The 16,980-nt window shown below is 60.0% G+C and carries 14 protein-coding genes; 3 read left to right on the forward strand and 11 right to left on the reverse strand.

Annotated elements, in window-relative coordinates:
- Positions 1 to 32 precede the first annotated feature (32 nt).
- From glnK to ACJ8HA_RS12465, 4 genes are all read right to left on the reverse strand, one after another.
- Entirely contained in the window at positions 33 to 371 is a 339-nt protein-coding gene (gene glnK, locus ACJ8HA_RS12450; RefSeq protein ID WP_004940327.1) for a P-II family nitrogen regulator, read from the reverse strand.
- 279 nt (positions 372 to 650) lie between these two features.
- Positions 651 to 2,429 carry a multidrug efflux ABC transporter permease/ATP-binding subunit SmdB gene (gene smdB / locus ACJ8HA_RS12455; RefSeq protein WP_151429016.1) on the reverse strand — a complete coding sequence of 593 codons (1,779 nt, stop codon included), beginning with the start codon at positions 2,427 to 2,429 and terminating at the stop codon, positions 651 to 653.
- Positions 2,422 to 4,197, reverse strand: a complete 1,776-nt coding sequence (gene smdA / locus ACJ8HA_RS12460; protein WP_060432557.1) for a multidrug efflux ABC transporter permease/ATP-binding subunit SmdA — start codon at positions 4,195 to 4,197, stop codon at positions 2,422 to 2,424. The genes smdB and smdA overlap by 8 nt, the downstream gene beginning before the upstream one ends.
- Before the next feature lie 92 nt (positions 4,198 to 4,289).
- Complete coding sequence (locus tag ACJ8HA_RS12465; protein ID WP_004940330.1) at positions 4,290 to 4,751, reverse strand: Lrp/AsnC family transcriptional regulator; 462 nt, start codon at positions 4,749 to 4,751, stop codon at positions 4,290 to 4,292.
- 122 nt (positions 4,752 to 4,873) lie between these two features.
- Between ACJ8HA_RS12465 and ACJ8HA_RS12470 the strand changes: the two genes are divergently transcribed.
- A complete protein-coding gene (locus ACJ8HA_RS12470) occupies positions 4,874 to 5,914 on the forward strand; it encodes a PLP-dependent cysteine synthase family protein (RefSeq protein ID WP_043135655.1) in 1,041 nt (346 codons plus the stop codon).
- 61 nt (positions 5,915 to 5,975) lie between these two features.
- Here ACJ8HA_RS12470 and cof read toward each other — a convergent pair whose 3' ends face one another.
- Positions 5,976 to 6,800, reverse strand: a complete 825-nt coding sequence (cof, locus tag ACJ8HA_RS12475; RefSeq protein ID WP_049295141.1) for an HMP-PP phosphatase — start codon at positions 6,798 to 6,800, stop codon at positions 5,976 to 5,978.
- Positions 6,801 to 6,903: 103 nt separating this feature from the next.
- Between cof and ACJ8HA_RS12480 the strand changes: the two genes are divergently transcribed.
- Together ACJ8HA_RS12480 and queC are read left to right on the forward strand one after the other, a co-directional pair.
- The gene (locus tag ACJ8HA_RS12480; protein ID WP_043135653.1) at positions 6,904 to 8,619 is read left to right on the forward strand and encodes an SgrR family transcriptional regulator; all 1,716 of its coding nucleotides are present in this window, start codon (positions 6,904 to 6,906) and stop codon (positions 8,617 to 8,619) included.
- 115 nt (positions 8,620 to 8,734) lie between these two features.
- On the forward strand, positions 8,735 to 9,433 hold the full coding sequence (queC, locus tag ACJ8HA_RS12485) for a 7-cyano-7-deazaguanine synthase QueC (protein WP_025301770.1): 699 nt from the start codon (positions 8,735 to 8,737) through the stop codon (positions 9,431 to 9,433).
- Between the two features lie 35 nt (positions 9,434 to 9,468).
- Here the strand turns inward: queC and ACJ8HA_RS12490 are convergent, their stop codons facing one another.
- The 6 genes from ACJ8HA_RS12490 to clpX form a co-directional block, all read right to left on the reverse strand.
- Positions 9,469 to 9,882: an acyl-CoA thioesterase gene (locus tag ACJ8HA_RS12490; protein WP_025301769.1), complete on the reverse strand. Its 414-nt coding sequence runs from the start codon at positions 9,880 to 9,882 to the stop codon at positions 9,469 to 9,471.
- Positions 9,883 to 10,036: 154 nt separating this feature from the next.
- Positions 10,037 to 10,417: a ComEA family DNA-binding protein gene (locus ACJ8HA_RS12495; RefSeq protein ID WP_043135650.1), complete on the reverse strand. Its 381-nt coding sequence runs from the start codon at positions 10,415 to 10,417 to the stop codon at positions 10,037 to 10,039.
- A gap of 138 nt (positions 10,418 to 10,555) precedes the next feature.
- Positions 10,556 to 12,439, reverse strand: coding sequence for a peptidylprolyl isomerase (gene ppiD, locus ACJ8HA_RS12500; RefSeq protein ID WP_049209308.1), 1,884 nt, complete (start codon positions 12,437 to 12,439; stop codon positions 10,556 to 10,558).
- A 178-nt stretch (positions 12,440 to 12,617) separates the two neighbouring features.
- Positions 12,618 to 12,890: a nucleoid-associated protein HU-beta gene (gene hupB, locus ACJ8HA_RS12505; RefSeq protein ID WP_004940351.1), complete on the reverse strand. Its 273-nt coding sequence runs from the start codon at positions 12,888 to 12,890 to the stop codon at positions 12,618 to 12,620.
- Between the two features lie 216 nt (positions 12,891 to 13,106).
- Positions 13,107 to 15,461, reverse strand: coding sequence for an endopeptidase La (gene lon, locus ACJ8HA_RS12510; protein ID WP_025301766.1), 2,355 nt, complete (start codon positions 15,459 to 15,461; stop codon positions 13,107 to 13,109).
- A 194-nt stretch (positions 15,462 to 15,655) separates the two neighbouring features.
- A complete protein-coding gene (clpX, locus tag ACJ8HA_RS12515; RefSeq protein ID WP_004940354.1) occupies positions 15,656 to 16,927 on the reverse strand; it encodes an ATP-dependent protease ATP-binding subunit ClpX in 1,272 nt (423 codons plus the stop codon).
- Between the last annotated feature and the right edge of the window lie 53 nt (positions 16,928 to 16,980).

Below are 16,980 nucleotides of genomic sequence, written 5' to 3' on the forward strand. Positions count from 1 at the left end.
AATCCATCCCCATTGCTTAACTGAGTTCGTGGTTACAGTGCCGATTCGTCGGTTTCGCCGGTGCGAATGCGGATCACGCGTTGCAATTCGGCAACGAAAATTTTGCCGTCGCCGATTTTGCCGGTATAGGCGGCTTTGCTAATCACATCAACCACTTCATCCAACTGATCGTCGGCGATAGCGATATCGATTTTGACCTTGGGCAGGAAGTTGACGTTATATTCGGCGCCGCGATACAGCTCGGCATGCCCCTTCTGGCGGCCAAAGCCCTTCACTTCGGTTACGGTCAACCCCTGAATGCCCACGGAGGACAGAGCCTCGCGCACATCCTCCAGCTTGAACGGTTTGATTACCACGGTCACCAGCTTCATATTGCCCCTCCACGAATTAAGCCCAAACTCACCCCTGGTACGCGTCATATGTAGCAAGGGCTGTGCCAAATTTAATTTTGCATGACGATTCAGCGGATTAGCGCACACGCGGGCGCCGCCGCGACGCAGCGCAGCGCCGATACCTTGAATGGGTTAAATAATGCGCACTAATTTGGTGCGCATCGCGTCGAAAAAGTGCAGAAAGGGGGCGTAGCTTGGGCGAGTTGCCTGCTTGTGGTGCGTTGGGAAAAATAAGGGCCGCGAATGCGGCCCGTGGGATCAGACGAGTTGGCTCTCCTCGCGCACCGCTTCCGCCAACTGCTCGCCCGCCAGCTGCAGTTGATACATCTGGTAGTAGCGCCCCTGCTGCGCCAGCAGCTGTTGATGGTTGCCCTGCTCCACCGCGTGGCCACGATGCAGCACCAGAATGGAATCGGCATCGACGATGGTTGAGAGGCGGTGGGCGATCACCACCAGCGTGGTGTGCTCGCGGATCGCACGCAGCGCCCGCTGGATAGCCTGCTCGGTGCCCGAATCGATGTTGGCGGTCGCCTCGTCGAGAATCAGGATCTGCGGCGCCTGCACCAAGACCCGCGCCATCGCCAGCAGCTGTTTCTGCCCGACCGACAGGTTATTGCCCTGCTCCCCCAGGCGGGTGTGGATACCCTGCGGGAAGCCGCGCACCAGACTCGCCAGCTGCACCGTTTCCAGCGCCCGCCAAACGGCGTCTTCCTCGATGTTACGCCCCAACGTGACGTTGGCCAGTACCGAATCGGCGATCACCACCGGATCCTGCTGCACCATCGCTACGCCCTGACGCAGCGTGCGGTGCGACAGGCTGGATATCGGGCGTCCATCGAGACGCACTTCCCCCTCGCTGACCGGGTAATAGCCCATCAGCAAGTTGGCCAAGGTGCTCTTGCCGCTGCCGGTATGCCCGACCAGCGCCACGAAGCCGCGTGAGGGCACCGCCAGCGAAATATGCTGCAGCACCTTTTTGTCCGCACGGTAAGCGAAGCTCAGATCGGTGATGTCGATGCGGCCACCGGCCAGAGGACGATCGTCGGCACCGTAACTCTGCTGGCTGCGATCCATCAGCTCGAAAATGCGTTCGCCGGCCACCACCGCCTGCTGCAGGATCGACTGCTGTGACGTCAGCTCGATCAGCGGTTCATTCAGGCGCCCCAGGTAGTTGATGAAGGCGTAGAGGACGCCGACGCCAATCACGCCCTCGCCGCTGAAGCCGAACAGCATCAACAGGCCGCACAGCACCAGCGCTGAAAACAGGCTGAGCAGCGGCCGCAGCAGAAAACCGTCGAGCCGCAGGGTCTGCATACGCGCAAGATAATGCGACTGGCTGGCGGCGCTCATGCGCTCGCCGAAGCGCACCTGCTGGCGGAACTGCTGAATCACGCCCATGCCGTTGATCACTTCGTTGAAACCGTCGTTGATGTCCGCCAGATAACTGCGCACCCGGCGCACAATCGGCGTGCTGTAGTATTGATAGATGCCCATCACCACGAACACCGCCGGGAAGATGCAGATAGCCACCAGCGCCATGCGCCAGTCGAGGCTGAACATCGCCACCAGCATGGCGCCGATCAGCGCGGCGCTTTTCAGCACCGTGGAGACCACCATCACGTACAGATCCTTGATCACTTCGGTGTCGTTGGTAACGCGCGAGATCAATTGCCCGACCGGTTGTGTGTCAAAGGCGCTGAGCGGTTGGCGCAGCGCGGCGTCCATCACGTCGGTACGCAACCGCTGCACCACGCCCACCGCCGCCTGGTTGAACAACAGCGCCTGGAAGTAGTGCAGCGCCGCCGCCAGCAGCTCCAGCAGAATGTAGGCCGCCGCCAGCCCGCCGACAATCATCAGCGGCAGTTGCCCTTTGGCGACGTAATTATCGATAAAATAGCTGACCAGGATCGGCCCGGCGACTTCCGCCGCCGCCGCTATCCACAGCATCAGCACCGCCAGCCCCAGCGGTTTGCGGTACGGCGAGCCGTAGGCCAGCAGCCGCTTCAGCGTCGGCCACAGCTTTTGCACTTTATTCATCGGCCAACGCCTCCTCGCCGTTTTCCGGCGCTTCGTCCAGCGCCGCTTCCAGCTGCTGATAACGGTACATATCGCGATACCAGCCCGGCTGCGCCGCCAGCGCCGCCGGATCGCCGCGCTGCGCTACACCGCCGTGCTGCATCACCAGGATCTCGCTGGCTTCGGTCAATGCCGACAGCCGGTGCGCGCTGATGATCACCGTGCGATCTTGCCCCCAGCTGCGCAGGTTGTGCAGGATTTGGTGTTCGGTACGGCCGTCCACCGCCGACAGCGCGTCGTCGAGGATCAAGATCTCTGCATCCAGCAGCAGCGCACGCGCAATGGAGATGCGCTGTTTCTGCCCGCCCGACAACATCACGCCGCGTTCGCCCACCTCGGTGTCATAGCCTTGCGGCAGCCGCAGAATGTCCTCATGGACGCTGGCCAGCCGCGCTGCCTGTTCGATCTGCGCCTGCGTCGCGCCCGGATGGCCCAGCGCGATGTTGTTCGCCACGGTATCGGAGAACAGGAACGGCGTTTGGCTCACCACCGACAGTCGCGAACGCCAGTCGTCAAGTTTGACCTGCGGCAACGGCAGGCCGTGATAGCGGATCTGCCCTTGGTCGACGTCGAACTGACGCTGGATCAGCGACAACAGCGTCGATTTACCGGCCCCGGTCGGCCCGCACAGCCCCAGCATTTGCCCTGGTTTCAGCGTCACCGCCACATCGTGCAGCGCCGGATGTGGGTTTTCCGGGTAGTGGAACGCGCGGATATCTACGTCCAGCACGCCGCGCCCGGCCGGCAGCGCCTGTGGGCCATCCTGCACCGCCGGCGCCTCATCAAGCAGGCTGCGGATGCGGCTGTAGGCCGCGCTGCCGCGTTCGACGATGTTGAACATCCAGGCCAGTGCCAGCATCGGCCAGATCATCAGGCCGAGATACATCACAAAGCTGGTCAGTTGCCCGAGCGTCAGCGAACCGTTCACCACCATCCAGCTGCCGCCGCCAATGGCCAGCAGGTTAGACGCACCGATGGCGATATAAATGGTCGGATCGAAGCGCGCATCCACCCGCGCCACGTGCATGTTCTTGGCCCCGGTCTGCGCCGCCACCTCGGCGAAGCGGTTGGATTGGTGATCTTCCAGCCCGAAGGCCTTGATCATGCGGATGCTGGTCATGCTTTCCTGCGCCTGATCGTTCAGGCTGGAAAACGCCGCCTGTGCCGATTTAAAGCGCTGGTGCAGCTGATCGCCGTAATATTTGATGGCGATCGCCATCAACGGCATCGGGATCAACGCCAGCACTGTCAGTTGCCAGCTGATTTGGGTGCTCATCACCACCAACACCACCAACCCCATCACCAGCGAATCCACCAGCGTCAGCACGCCTTCACCGGCGGCGAATACCACGCGATCCACGTCGTTGGTGGCGCGCGCCATCAGATCGCCAGTGCGGTGACGCAGGTAAAACGCGGGGTTTTGCCGGCTGAGCTGACGGTAAAAGTTTTCGCGCAGCTCGACCGCGAGCTGGTAGGACGCGCCGAACAGCAACACCCGCCACACATAGCGCAGCAGGTAAACGACGATCGCGGTACCGATCATCAACCCGAGCCAGGCCATCAGCACGCCGGTGGACATCTGTTTTTCGGTGACGCCGTCCACGATGATGCCGACCAGCTTAGGCGGCAGCAGTTGCAGGATGGCGATGACGATCAGCAGCACCACCGCCCCGAGGTAGCGGCGCCACTCCCGGCGGAAGTACCAGCCGATTTGAGCAAATAATCTCACGCAGTTTGATTCCAGGGTTTTATGGGATTTGTCTCTTTTTCTGCTTCAGCAGAGCAGGATACCACCGTTGAGCCGCCCGTCCGGTGAACTTTTCACTCCGGCACCGGCAGCGCGGTGGTGTATTTGATTTTTTCCATGGCAAAGCTCGAGGTGACGTCGATGAGGCCCGGTACGCCGTTCACCAGACGCTTATAAAAGCCGTCGTAGCTTTTCATGTCCGCCACTTCGACCTGCATCAGGTAGTCGTACTCTCCCGCCATGCGGTAAAACGCCAGCACCTCGGGCATCTGGCTGGTCAGCTGCACAAAAGCCTGATACCACTCGCTGCTGTGCTGCTGGGTTTTGATCAGCACGAACGCCGTCAGCCCCAGGCCGAGCTTTTCATTATCCAGCAAGGCCACCCGACCGCGGATATAGCCCTCGTCTTCCAGACGCTTCAGGCGTTTCCAGCACGGCGTCGAGGTCAAATTGACCGCATCCGCCAGCGCCTGCAGCGACTGGGTGCAATCTTGCTGCAGCATGCACAGCAGCTTACGGTCTGTTTTATCTAACATAGCGGCCACCAGGAGAAAAATTTTCTCTCATTAGGCGATTAAACAGGAAAAATGGCAATCCTTTTTTCCCGCCGACAGGCTATGCTACGCCATAAATCAGCCCCCTATTCTGAGGCCAAATCATGACAAACTCTTGGGTAAAATATGCTATCGGTGAAATAGAAGCGGATTTTCAACGCTCCGCCGATACGCACCTGATTCGCCTGAACCTGCCGGCGTTTCCTGGCATCTGCCTGTACCTGAAAGATGAGAGCACCCACCCGACCGGCAGCCTGAAACACCGCCTGGCGCGCTCGCTGTTCCTTTACGGCCTGTGCAACGGCTGGATCACCGAGAACACCACCATCATCGAGGCCTCTTCCGGCAGCACCGCGGTGTCCGAAGCCTACTTCGCTCGCCTGATCGGCCTGCCGTTCATCGCGGTGATGCCGTCCTGCACCGCGCGCCGCAAGGTGGAACAGATCGCCTTTTACGGCGGCCGCTGTCACTTCGTCGATCACGCCGCCCAGATCTACGCCGCCTCCGAACTGCTGGCGAAAGAGCTGAACGGCCACTATATGGATCAGTTCACCTACGCCGAGCGCGCCACCGACTGGCGCGGCAACAACAACATCGCCGACAGCATCTTCCGCCAGATGGCGCGCGAACCCTTCCCGGTGCCGAAACACATCGTAATGAGCGCCGGCACCGGCGGCACCTCCGCCACGCTGGGGCGCTACATCCGCTATCAGGGGCACGACACCCGGTTGACGGTGGTCGATCCGGAAAACTCGGTGTTCTATGACTGCTTCCACCACGGCGATCGCACCCTGATCGGCAGCTGCGGCAGCCGTATCGAAGGCATCGGCCGCCCACGCGCCGAGCCGTCGTTCATCCCGTCGGTGGTCGACAACATGCTGCGCGTGCCGGATGCTGCCAGCGTCGCTACTATTCACTGGCTGGAAGGCGTGCTGGGCCGCAAGGTTGGCGCCTCTACCGGCACCAACGTTTGGGGTGCGCTGCAGTTGGCGAAGCAGATGCGGGAAAACGGCGAGCAAGGATCGATCGTCACCCTGCTGTGCGACAGCGGCGAGCGTTACCTGGATACCTATTACAACCCGGAATGGGTCAGCAACAACATCGGCGATCTGCAGCCGTATCTGGCGCAGCTGGCGGATTTGTAACGCCAGGCGTTAGGTAAAAAAAAAGCCGGGTAGTCATACCCGGCCGGCTGTAAGGAGAACCTCATTCTTCGGGGGAATAGGTGAGGCAAGGTGAACGCAGCCAATGTTGTAAATAGTGGGCCACCGCCTGTTGCTGGCAATGGCCGATAACCGGTAGCTGCGGCAGCAGGGATTTCAGCTGCGGCAGGGCGTTGCCCATCACCACGCCGTGCCCCACCGCCCCCAGCATCTCTTTGTCGTTCATTGCGTCGCCGAACGCCATGCAGTCGGCCATCTTCAGCCCCAGATGGCGGCTCAGCCGGTCCAGCGCCGTACCCTTGTTGCAACCGAGCGGCAACACCTCCAGGCAGTCGTAGGCGGAAAAGCACAGATCGGCCTCACCACCCAGCTGTGCCCGCAGCTGCACCTGCAAGGCCAGCAATTCCTCATGCGGCGCGACAAAACACACCTTGCTGTTGCCGAACGCCGGCAGACGGCGCACGTCGGCCAACTGAAAACGAAAGCCGCTCAGGTGATGCGCCCGCAGCATCTCTTCCGGCACGGGGAATTCGGTCAGCCAACCTTCGTCGCGGAACACATGCATGCTGGCGCAGGTGCGCCAATGATGATGCAGCACCTCTTCGGCGACCGCCGCCGGCAGATCGGTGGCATGCAGCTGTTGGCCGCGGTTGTCATACACCCGCGTGCCATTGCCGGTGATCAGGTAGCCCTGCAGCCCCAGCTGCGCCATGATCGGTTGCGCATCGAGGTAGTGCCGTCCGGTGGCGAACGTCACCACCATCTCCCGTTCCACCAGCTGGTTCAGCACCGCCAGCGTTTCCGGGCCAACCCGGTGATCCGGCATCAACAGCGTGCCGTCCATATCGAAAGCTGCCAGGCGATACATAGAGACCTCTGAATGTGAACGCGATTACAATCACTGCAGTATGGGATGGCATTTGCGGAAGTAATAGTGAACAATTTGAGAAAACTGTTCCGGATTTCTACTCATGCGCCTGGTTCACCGTCTCAGCCAATATCAACGCCTGTACCATCAACTCGGCAGCGCGCCGGTCGCCGTGACCATCGGCGAACTGGCGGCGATGTTCTACTGCAGCGAGCGGCACGCCCGCACGCTGGTGCAACAGCTGCAGGATCAAGGCTGGTTGAGCTGGCATTCGCAGCCCGGCCGTGGCAAACGCGCTCGCCTGCACTGCCTGAAAACCCCGGATGAACTGCGCGCGCAGCTACTGCAACAGCTACTGCAACAGGGCAACCATCAGGGGGCGCTGGAGATGGCGCAACTCGATCCGCAGCACCTGCAGGATCTGCTCAGCCCGCACCTCGGCGGGCAATGGCAGGCCGGCAGCCCGACGCTGCGCATTCCCTATTACCGCACGCTGGAAGCGCTCGACCCGCTCACGCTGACCGGCCGCGCCGAACAACATCTGGTGTCGACCCTGCACGCCGGGCTGACGCGCCTGGTGACCGGTAACCCGGAACCGCAGCCCGATCTGGCGCACCACTGGCAGATTGACGATCGCGGCCTGCGCTGGCGCTTCTTTCTGCGCAGCCAGCTGCGCTGGCACAACGGTGAACCGCTGACCGGCCACCAGCTGCTGCAAACGCTGGAAAAACTGCAGCGCCACCCGCGTAGCCAACCCAGCTTGGCCAACGTCGCGAACATCAGCCTGCCGCATCCGCTGTGCATTCAGTTTGATCTGCAGTTGCCGGACTATTGGCTGGCCCACCGGCTGGCGGAGCTGCCTTGTCTGATGACCCATCCGGAGCTGCCGGCCATCGGCGCCGGCCCGTTCAAACTGACGTTGAATGAACCGCAGCTGGTGCGGCTAGAACAGCACGCCGGTTACCATCTGCAGCATCCGTATCTGGACACCATCGAATACTGGATCACCCCCGATCTGCCCACCGCCGGCGCCGACGCCAGCTGCCAGCATCCGGTGCGCATCACCATCGGTCAGCAAGACGATTTGGCGCAGGCCCGGCCGGTACAGCGCAGCATGAGCCTGGGCTGGTGTTATTTGGCGCTGAACCTGCGCCACGGCGTGCTGAGCGAAGCCCAGGGGCAAAAGCTGCTGATGCTGATCCAGCAGTCAGGCCTGCTGAACCATCTGCCGATCCCCAACAGCGTGATCACCCCCAGCCATGAAATGCTGCCCGGCTGGCGCATTCCCAGCCAACAGATTGAAGAAGATGTCCCCCTGCCTGCCCGGCTGACGCTGCTGTATCGGCCGCCGGTCGAGCTGGAAACAGTGACGGTCGCGCTGCAACAGCTGTTGGCGCAGCACGGCTGCGAGCTGGAGGTGCGCTACTACGCCGGCAAGCGCTGGCAAAGCGAGGAACAGATCGCCCAGGCCGACCTGCTGTTGGCGGACAACCTGATCGGCGAAGCGCCTGAGGCGACGCTGGAGAGCTGGCTGCGGCAGGATACGCTGTGGCGCGGCATCCTGACGGAAAGCCGCTGGCAACAGCAACAGGAGACGCTGCAGCAGATCCAGCAGCTGCAGGCGCAGCAACCGCGCTTCGAGCGGCTGCAGGCCTATTACCAACGGCTGATGGCCGCCGCCATCATCACGCCGCTGTTCCACTACCAGTATCAGATCAGCGCGCCGCCGCGCATGCATGGCGTGACGCTGACCGCGCACGGCTGGTTCGATTTTTGCCAGGCGTGGCTGCCGCCGCCGGTGGACGACGCACCGACCTGAGCCGAACCGCCCTGCGCCTGGCGGCCCTTTCTGCTACTATTGTCGCCGCAACGCAATTTTTATCCTGCCGCCCGAATGTGTATCGGGAATGGCCAAAGTCCAAAAAGGTGATTTTATGAAGCGCGCGGTTGTCGTTTTCAGCGGTGGACAAGACTCCACGACCTGCTTGATCCAGGCATTGCAACAGTATGACGAAGTTCACTGCGTCACGTTCGATTATGGCCAGCGCCATCGCGCCGAGATTGAAGTGGCTCAAGAGCTGTCGGTGGCCCTCGGCGCCAAAGCGCACAAGGTGCTGGACGTAACGCTGCTCAATGAGCTGGCCGTCAGCAGCCTGACGCGCGACAATATTCCGGTTCCCGCCTACGATCCCAATCAGAAAAATGCGTTGCCGAGCACCTTCGTGCCGGGCCGCAATATCCTGTTCCTGACGCTGGCGGCGATCTACGCCTACCAGGTGGAAGCGGAAGCGGTGATCACGGGCGTGTGTGAAACCGACTTCTCCGGCTACCCGGATTGCCGCGACGAGTTCGTTAAAGCACTGAACAAAGCGGTGACGCTGGGCATCGCCCGCGATATCCGCTTCGAAACGCCGCTGATGTGGCTGAACAAGGCCGAGACCTGGGCGCTGGCGGATTATTACCACCAGTTGGATCGCGTGCGGCAGGATACGCTGACCTGCTACAACGGCATCAAGGGTGACGGCTGTGGTGAATGCGCTGCCTGCAACCTGCGCGCCAATGGCCTGATGCAATACCGGGCCAACCAGGCGGAAGTGATGGCGGCGTTGAAACAGAAGGCCGCTCTGGCCTGAGGCAGTGACGGCGGCAACCTCTGCCGCCCGTGAGTTTACTGCGGGTTTTCCTTCAGCGTGAGCGCCTCCAGGTGCTCGCGCAATTCGCCTTCAATCGGCAGCGCCCGCTGCGTTTTCAGATCGACGCACACGAAAGTCAGCAGCGCGTCGGCCACCGGCGTCCCCGCCGGATCCTGCGTCACCTTTTGGCTCAGCACCCCGCTCTTGCCGTTGAGCTGCACCATCTGGCTGTCGATACGCAGCTTATCCCCCAATACTGCCGGGCTGCGGTAATTGATATTGATGTTCACCACGATGAAAGCGATGTTGTTTTCCGTCATCCAGCGGAACCCGGCCTCGTTTTCCAGCCACTCCCAGCGCGCCTCTTCCAGAAACTCCAGATAGCGGGCGTTGTTAACGTGCTGGTAAACATCAAGGTGATAACCGCGAACTTTGATAAAGGTTTGCATAGGGAACGATCGCTCCTGCCTGGTGATTACAGAAAAAGGGAGCCGCAGAGGCTCCCTCGCCCGTTTGGTCAACGCGCCAAACTGGTAAGACCTGTAAAATGTAGCAGAGGAGTCACGGCCTCAGCGGCATTTTGCCACGCAGCCGCGACCGGGATCACATTTTCAGCCGAGTGCGGTTCTTCTCGAACAGCGCCGGCCCGATGCCCGGCACCTCCTGCAACTGCTCAACCTGGGTGAACGGCCCGTTCTGTTCGCGGTAGCGCACGATGCCTTCCGCCTTCTTCAGACCGACACCGCTCAGAGCCGCTGCGAGCTGTTCGGCGGTGGCCTGATTGATGCTGACCGCCGCCTCTTCGGTTGCCTTGGTCATCACCGATTGCCCGCCATTGCCCGCCGGTGTTGAGAGCATCGGCGCCGGCGCATCGGCTTTATCTACCGCGGCGGCTGGCCCCGCGAGGCATAACAACAGCGCGGTCAGCGCCGCTTTGACGTGATGACGGTAACCTGATAACGCTTTTTTCTCTGTATGTTGCATGCTGTATCCTCCTTGTGTGTGACAGCACGGCTACCTTGCCGCGGCGGCGGATATTCAGCAATCGGCGGATATCAGATGTGGAAAAGGCCGCGAAAGCGGCCTTTGTTTGTTGCACTGCGTTGCAGAAAAATGCGGCGATTACTGCGGCTGTTGCTCAGCGGCGCCCATTTTGATTTTGGCTTCTTTACGCAGGCTCGCCAGCAGCGAATCGAAGGAAACGCCGGTCGCGCCCTCTTCCATCTTGCCGACGAAGGTTTTCATTTCGTCTTCCGGCAGCGTGCCTGGCTTCACCGCATCGAGTGCGATCAGCACCACGTTGTCCTGGCGATCCTGCGACATGCCGTACACCGGTTTGCCATCCTGCGGGTGCGGCAGCGCGAACACGCTCTCCACCAGCTGGCTGTCTTCCGGCGCGCGCGCCATCTTCTGCACGGCGCCAAAGCTCAGGCCGGCGGCTTTCATCGCCTCGTCGCCCTTGCCCTGCTTCAGCTCAACCAGCAGCTTCTCACCCTGCAGCTTCGCTGCCTGCAGCGCCTTGTTGCGCTTCACCAGATCTGCCACGCGGTCTTTGACCTGGTCGAACGGCTCGATGCCTTCCGGCTTGTGGCCACTCACGCGCACCACGAAGGCGCGGTCGCCGTCTACGGTGATAACGTCAGAGTTGCTGCCCGGCGCGCCGTTCTCGCCGATCAGCGAGCCGTCGAAGATCGCCTGCACGACCGGCTTGAAGTTCAGCGCGGCGGGAATGTTGTCGCGGGTGAACCAGTCGCTTTGCGCCGCTTTCACGCCGGCCGCTTCTTCAGCCGAGGCCAGTGATTCGTTGTCGCTGGTCGCCGCTTCGCTCACCTTCTGCTGCAGCGCGTAATACGCGTCTACCGCTTTCTCCTGCTGCACCTGCTTGGCGATAGCGTCATGCACTTCGCTCAGCGGTTTCAGTTTCTCAGGTTCGATGTCGTTCAAACGCACGATCAGGAAACCGACAGAGGATTTCACCACGCCGGACAGCTGCCCTTTCTCGGTCAGGTTAGCCTGTTTCAGCTCGTCGGCGGTGGTTTCCGGCTCCAGCCAACCCAGCTCACCGCCGGTACGGCGTGAGATGATGTCGGTGGATTTCTCTTTCGCCAGGGTGGCGAAATCGGCACCCTTCTTCAGCTCGTCCAGCGCCGCGTTGGCTTCCGCCTCGGTTTTCAGCTGGATCACGCTGTAGTTTTTACGCTCCGGCTGGCCATAGCTGCTCTTGTGCTGGTCATAGTAAGCGCTGATGTCCTCTTCGCTCACTTTCACCTTGTCCTGCATGGACGCGGCGTCCAGCGGGATATAGCTCACCTTCACCTGCTCCGGAGCGATGAAGCTGTTTTTATTCTGATCGTAATACGCCTTCAGTTCGTCGTCGCCGGCGCTCTGTTTCGCCTGCAGCGCTTTCAAATCGATGGTCGCCAGGCGCACGTCGCGCTCCTGCAGCACCAACGCCGCCATGGCTTGCGATTCGGACGGCAGCACAAAGCCGGAATCGCCGAAGGCCTGGATCACCTGCTGATTGACCAATTGCTGACGCATCGACTGCGCGAAATTGTCGGCGGTGTAGCCCATGCGGCCGATCAGGTCGAGGTATTTGGCGTTATCAAACTGGCCGTTGGTCTGGAAGTAAGGCGCCTTACGGATGGCGTCCTTGATCTGATCGTCGCTGACCGTCAGGCCCAGTTTCTTGGCGTACTGGTCGAGCAGCATGTTGTCGATCAACTGGGACAACACCTGACGGCGCATCTGCTGCATGTAGCCTTCGTTGCCGGCCAGCGCGGAGAACTGGTCACCCAGTTGCTGCTGCATGCGGCTACGCTCGCTTTGGAAAGCCTGTTCCAGCTGAGCGCGTTCGATCGTCTGACCATTTACTTTCGCAGCATAATCGCCGGAGCCGCCGATCAGGTAGTTACCCACCCCGGTCAGAACGAATGACAGGATGATCAGGGCCAGGATGATTTTGAGCACGACGTGATTGGCAGCCGCGCGTAAATTGTCCATCATAGTGTGACAACACTCCGCTGTGATGTGGATTAACAACCCTTGTGCAGGCGCGTTCCCTGCGACAAAAATAAAAAAAGCGCATCAGTCCGATGCGCCTTGTATCTTACCTTACCAGCACCGCTGCGTCAGGTGATTGTTTATTACAAAACCCTGTTACGCTAAACGGTTAGACGCTAAATCAGTTTACAGCGTCTTTCAGCGCTTTCCCTGCACGGAAGGCCGGTACTTTGGCTGCCGCGATTTTGATCTCTTTACCGGTCTGCGGGTTGCGGCCGGTACGAGCCGAACGTTCACGCACGGTGAAGGAACCGAAACCTACCAGAGCCACGTCATCCCCTGCTTTCAGAGAGTCGGTAACGGAAGCGATTACTGCGTCTAAAGCACGTCCCGCTGCCGCTTTGGAAATATCAGCACCTGCGGCAATCTTGTCGATCAGTTGTGACTTATTCACTCTATCATCCCCTCTAGAATTCTATCGTCGCACCGAAAAATCCCTACGGTTGCGACAGCGCAGCTGTTATATCAATCCCATCGAACCTTGGCAAGCCACCGACTGGGTGGCAAAACGCGGGCCGACAGAGATCTAACTTAGCGGTACAAAAAAATACTGGCAAGTCCGAAATGGCTTGCCAGTATAAGTTTTATCAATGGTTTTTGCGATTCGTCACTATTTTGCCGCTACCGGCAGTGCGCCGAAGGCCGGGTTTTGCAACGCAATGTTCAAAACTTCATCGATTCGCTGCACCGGATGAATCTCCAGATCGGCGATAACATTGTCCGGGATCTCCTCCAGATCGCGCTTGTTCTCGTAAGGGATCAGCACGGTTTTGATGCCGCCGCGATGCGCCGCCAACAGCTTCTCTTTCAGGCCGCCGATCGGCAACACCTGGCCGCGCAGCGTGATCTCGCCGGTCATGGCCACATCGGCGCGTACCGGGTTACCGGTCAGGCAGGAGACCAGCGCGGTGCACATCGCGATACCGGCGCTCGGGCCGTCTTTCGGCGTCGCCCCTTCCGGCACGTGCACGTGGATGTCGCGTTTCTCGTAGAAATCGGCGTTGATGCCCAATTTCTCCGCGCGCGCACGCACCACGGTCAGCGCCGCCTGAATCGATTCCTGCATCACCTCACCCAGGGAACCGGTGTAGGTCAGCTTGCCTTTGCCCGGCACGCAGGCGGTTTCGATGGTCAGCAGATCGCCGCCCACTTCCGTCCACGCCAGCCCGGTGACTTCGCCCACGCGGTTTTCGGTATCCGCACGGCCGTAATCGACGCGCTGCACGCCCAGGTAATCCTTCAGGTTGTCGCCGTTGATCTCGATATGCTTGAGCTTCTTGTCCATCAGCAACGTTTTCACCGCTTTACGGCACAGCTTAGAGATTTCACGCTCCAGGCTACGCACCCCGGCTTCGCGGGTGTAGAAGCGAATGATGCCGATGATGGCGCTGTCGTCGACCGTCAGTTCGCCTTTTTTCAGCGCGTTGCGCTCAAGCTGCTTCGGCAGCAGGTGCTGCTTGGCGATGTTGAGCTTCTCGTCCTCGGTGTAACCCGACAGGCGGATCACTTCCATACGGTCCAGCAGCGGCGCAGGAATGTTCATCGAGTTCGAGGTGGCAACGAACATCACGTCGGACAGATCGTAATCGACTTCCAGGTAGTGGTCGTTGAACGCCACGTTCTGTTCCGGATCCAGCACCTCCAGCAGAGCGGAAGCCGGATCGCCGCGCATGTCGGAAGACATCTTGTCGATCTCATCCAGCAGGAACAGCGGGTTCTTCACCCCAACCTTAGCCATCTTCTGGATCAGTTTGCCTGGCATCGAACCGATGTAGGTACGACGGTGACCGCGGATTTCCGCTTCGTCACGCACGCCGCCCAGCGCCATGCGCACGTACTGGCGACCGGTCGCTTTGGCGATCGACTGCCCCAGTGAGGTTTTACCCACGCCCGGTGGCCCCACCAGACACAGGATCGGCCCCTTGATTTTGCTGACGCGGCTCTGAACCGCGAGGTACTCGAGGATGCGATCCTTGACGCGCTCAAGGCCGTAGTGATCGGTATCGAGCACTTCCTGCGCCTTGTTCAGGTCTTTTTTCACCTTGCTGCGCGCATTCCACGGCACCTGCAGCATCCAGTCGATGTAGCCGCGCACCACGGTCGCTTCCGCCGACATCGGCGACATCATCTTCAGCTTTTGCAGTTCCGCTTCGGTTTTCTCGCGCGCCTCTTTCGGCATTTTCGCCGCATCGATCTTGCGCTTCAGCGCTTCGTGCTCGTCCGGCGCATCGTCCATTTCGCCCAGTTCTTTCTGAATCGCCTTCATCTGCTCATTCAGATAGTACTCGCGCTGGCTCTTCTCCATCTGCTTCTTGACGCGGTTGCGGATACGTTTCTCAACCTGCAGCAGGTCGATCTCCGATTCCATCATCGCCATCAGGTATTCCAGACGCTCGGTGATGTCGGACATCTCGAGCACCGACTGCTTGTCGCTGAGTTTCAGCGGCATGTGAGCGGCGATGGTGTCCGCCAGGCGCGCGGCGTCGTCGATGCTGTTCAGTGAGGTCAGCACCTCCGGCGGGATTTTTTTGTTCAGCTTGATATAGCCTTCAAACTGATTGATCGCGGTGCGCACCAGCACTTCCTGCTCGCGCTCGTCGATCGATGGCGACTCCAGGTATTCCGCCTGCGCGGCGAAATGCTCACCGCTGTCGGACAGCGTAGTGATGCGCGCGCGCTGCAGCCCCTCGACCAGCACTTTTACCGTGCCGTCCGGCAGCTTCAGCATCTGCAGGATCGACGCTACGGTGCCAACCGAGAACAAGTCGTTAATGCCAGGTTCATCCGTTGAGGCCTCTTTCTGTGCCACCAGCATGATCTTCTTATCGTGATCCATTGCGGCTTCGAGGCACCGAATCGATTTTTCCCGGCCAACAAATAACGGGATCACCATGTGCGGATAAACCACCACGTCGCGCAATGGCAGGACGGGGATTTCAATGCGTTCGGAACGCTCAGGGTTCATAGAGCTCTCTCTTAGTTTAATTTCCGCCAGGTTGAGGGGGAATCTCATGAGACGCAAGCATCTAACGTTTCATAAAATCTGGTTAATGAGTATATGGGGATGAATCTCTTACATTCAACGGCAAGAATGCAGGAAAAAGAAATGGGGGATGAAATCCCCCATTTTGCTGATAACGCTCTGGTTTGACTGGCTAATTATTCGCCAGATGCCTGGGCTTCCGGCTTGCCGTAAATCAGCAGCGGCTTGGATTGGCCGGCGATCACCGACTCGTCGATCACCACTTTGTCTACGCTGTCCATCGACGGCAGATCGTACATGGTGTCGAGCAGCGCACCTTCCACGATGGAACGCAGGCCGCGGGCGCCGGTTTTGCGCGCCATGGCTTTCTTGGCGATGGCGTTCAGCGCTTCGTCACGGAACTCCAGCTCCACGCCTTCCAGGTTGAACAGCGCCTGGTACTGCTTGGTCAGGGCGTTCTTCGGCTCTTTCAGGATCTGAATCAGCGCGTCTTCGCTCAGTTCGCTCAGGGTCGCCACGACTGGCAAACGGCCGATGAACTCAGGGATCAGCCCGAATTTGATCAGGTCTTCCGGTTCGGCCTGCAGCAGCAGTTCGCCTTCGGTCGCCTTCTCGGACTCGCCCTTGACGGTCGCGCCGAAGCCGATGCCGGAGCCGGTGTTGACGCGCTGACCGATCACCTTATCCAGGCCGGCAAATGCGCCGCCGCAGATAAACAGGATCTTGGAGGTATCGACCTGCAGGAACTCCTGCTGCGGATGCTTGCGCCCGCCCTGCGGCGGAACCGCGGCGATGGTGCCTTCAATCAGCTTCAGCAGCGCCTGCTGCACGCCTTCACCCGAGACGTCACGCGTGATCGACGGGTTGTCGGACTTGCGGGAAATCTTATCGATTTCATCGATATAAACGATGCCGCGCTGCGCTTTTTGCACGTCATAGTCACATTTTTGCAACAGCTTCTGGATAATATTTTCCACGTCCTCGCCCACGTAACCGGCTTCGGTCAGCGTGGTGGCGTCGGCCATGGTGAACGGCACGTCCAGGAAACGCGCCAGCGTTTCCGCCAGCAGGGTTTTACCGCTGCCGGTCGGGCCGATCAGCAAGATGTTGCTCTTGCCCAACTCGATACCGTTGCTGGTATCGCCGTTGCGCAGGCGTTTGTAGTGGTTGTACACCGCAACCGCCAGCACTTTCTTCGCCTGCTCCTGGCCGATGACGTAGTCATCCAGGTGGTGGCGAATTTCGTGCGGCGTCGGCAGCGCACTGCGCTCACGATGCGGGGCAACTTCTTTAATCTCTTCGCGAATAATGTCGTTACACAGATCGACACATTCATCGCAGATATACACTGACGGCCCGGCAATCAGCTTACGCACTTCATGCTGGCTTTTGCCGCAAAAAGAGCAGTACAGCAGCTTTCCTGAACCGTCTTTGCGCTTATCTGTCATCAGTCAAACCTCTTCTTTAGTCTTGTCCCGCAGGAAAATCACGGCGGCAGTGC

Source organism: Serratia sp. CY33802 (genome assembly GCF_052169095.1).
GTDB lineage: Bacteria > Pseudomonadota > Gammaproteobacteria > Enterobacterales > Enterobacteriaceae > Serratia > Serratia bockelmannii.

What these genes read in the sequence shown, in the direction of transcription:
- glnK (WP_004940327.1), bottom strand. Translation starts at nt 371, where the DNA reads ATGAAGCTGGTGACCGTGGTAATCAAACCGTTCAAGCTGGAGGATGTG.
- smdB (WP_151429016.1), bottom strand. Translation starts at nt 2,429, where the DNA reads ATGAATAAAGTGCAAAAGCTGTGGCCGACGCTGAAGCGGCTGCTGGCC.
- ACJ8HA_RS12465 (WP_004940330.1), bottom strand. Translation starts at nt 4,751, where the DNA reads ATGTTAGATAAAACAGACCGTAAGCTGCTGTGCATGCTGCAGCAAGAT.
- ACJ8HA_RS12470 (WP_043135655.1), top strand. Translation starts at nt 4,874, where the DNA reads ATGACAAACTCTTGGGTAAAATATGCTATCGGTGAAATAGAAGCGGAT.
- cof (WP_049295141.1), bottom strand. Translation starts at nt 6,800, where the DNA reads ATGTATCGCCTGGCAGCTTTCGATATGGACGGCACGCTGTTGATGCCG.
- ACJ8HA_RS12480 (WP_043135653.1), top strand. Translation starts at nt 6,904, where the DNA reads ATGCGCCTGGTTCACCGTCTCAGCCAATATCAACGCCTGTACCATCAA.
- queC (WP_025301770.1), top strand. Translation starts at nt 8,735, where the DNA reads ATGAAGCGCGCGGTTGTCGTTTTCAGCGGTGGACAAGACTCCACGACC.
- ACJ8HA_RS12490 (WP_025301769.1), bottom strand. Translation starts at nt 9,882, where the DNA reads ATGCAAACCTTTATCAAAGTTCGCGGTTATCACCTTGATGTTTACCAG.
- ACJ8HA_RS12495 (WP_043135650.1), bottom strand. Translation starts at nt 10,417, where the DNA reads ATGCAACATACAGAGAAAAAAGCGTTATCAGGTTACCGTCATCACGTC.
- ppiD (WP_049209308.1), bottom strand. Translation starts at nt 12,439, where the DNA reads ATGATGGACAATTTACGCGCGGCTGCCAATCACGTCGTGCTCAAAATC.
- lon (WP_025301766.1), bottom strand. Translation starts at nt 15,461, where the DNA reads ATGAACCCTGAGCGTTCCGAACGCATTGAAATCCCCGTCCTGCCATTG.
- clpX (WP_004940354.1), bottom strand. Translation starts at nt 16,927, where the DNA reads ATGACAGATAAGCGCAAAGACGGTTCAGGAAAGCTGCTGTACTGCTCT.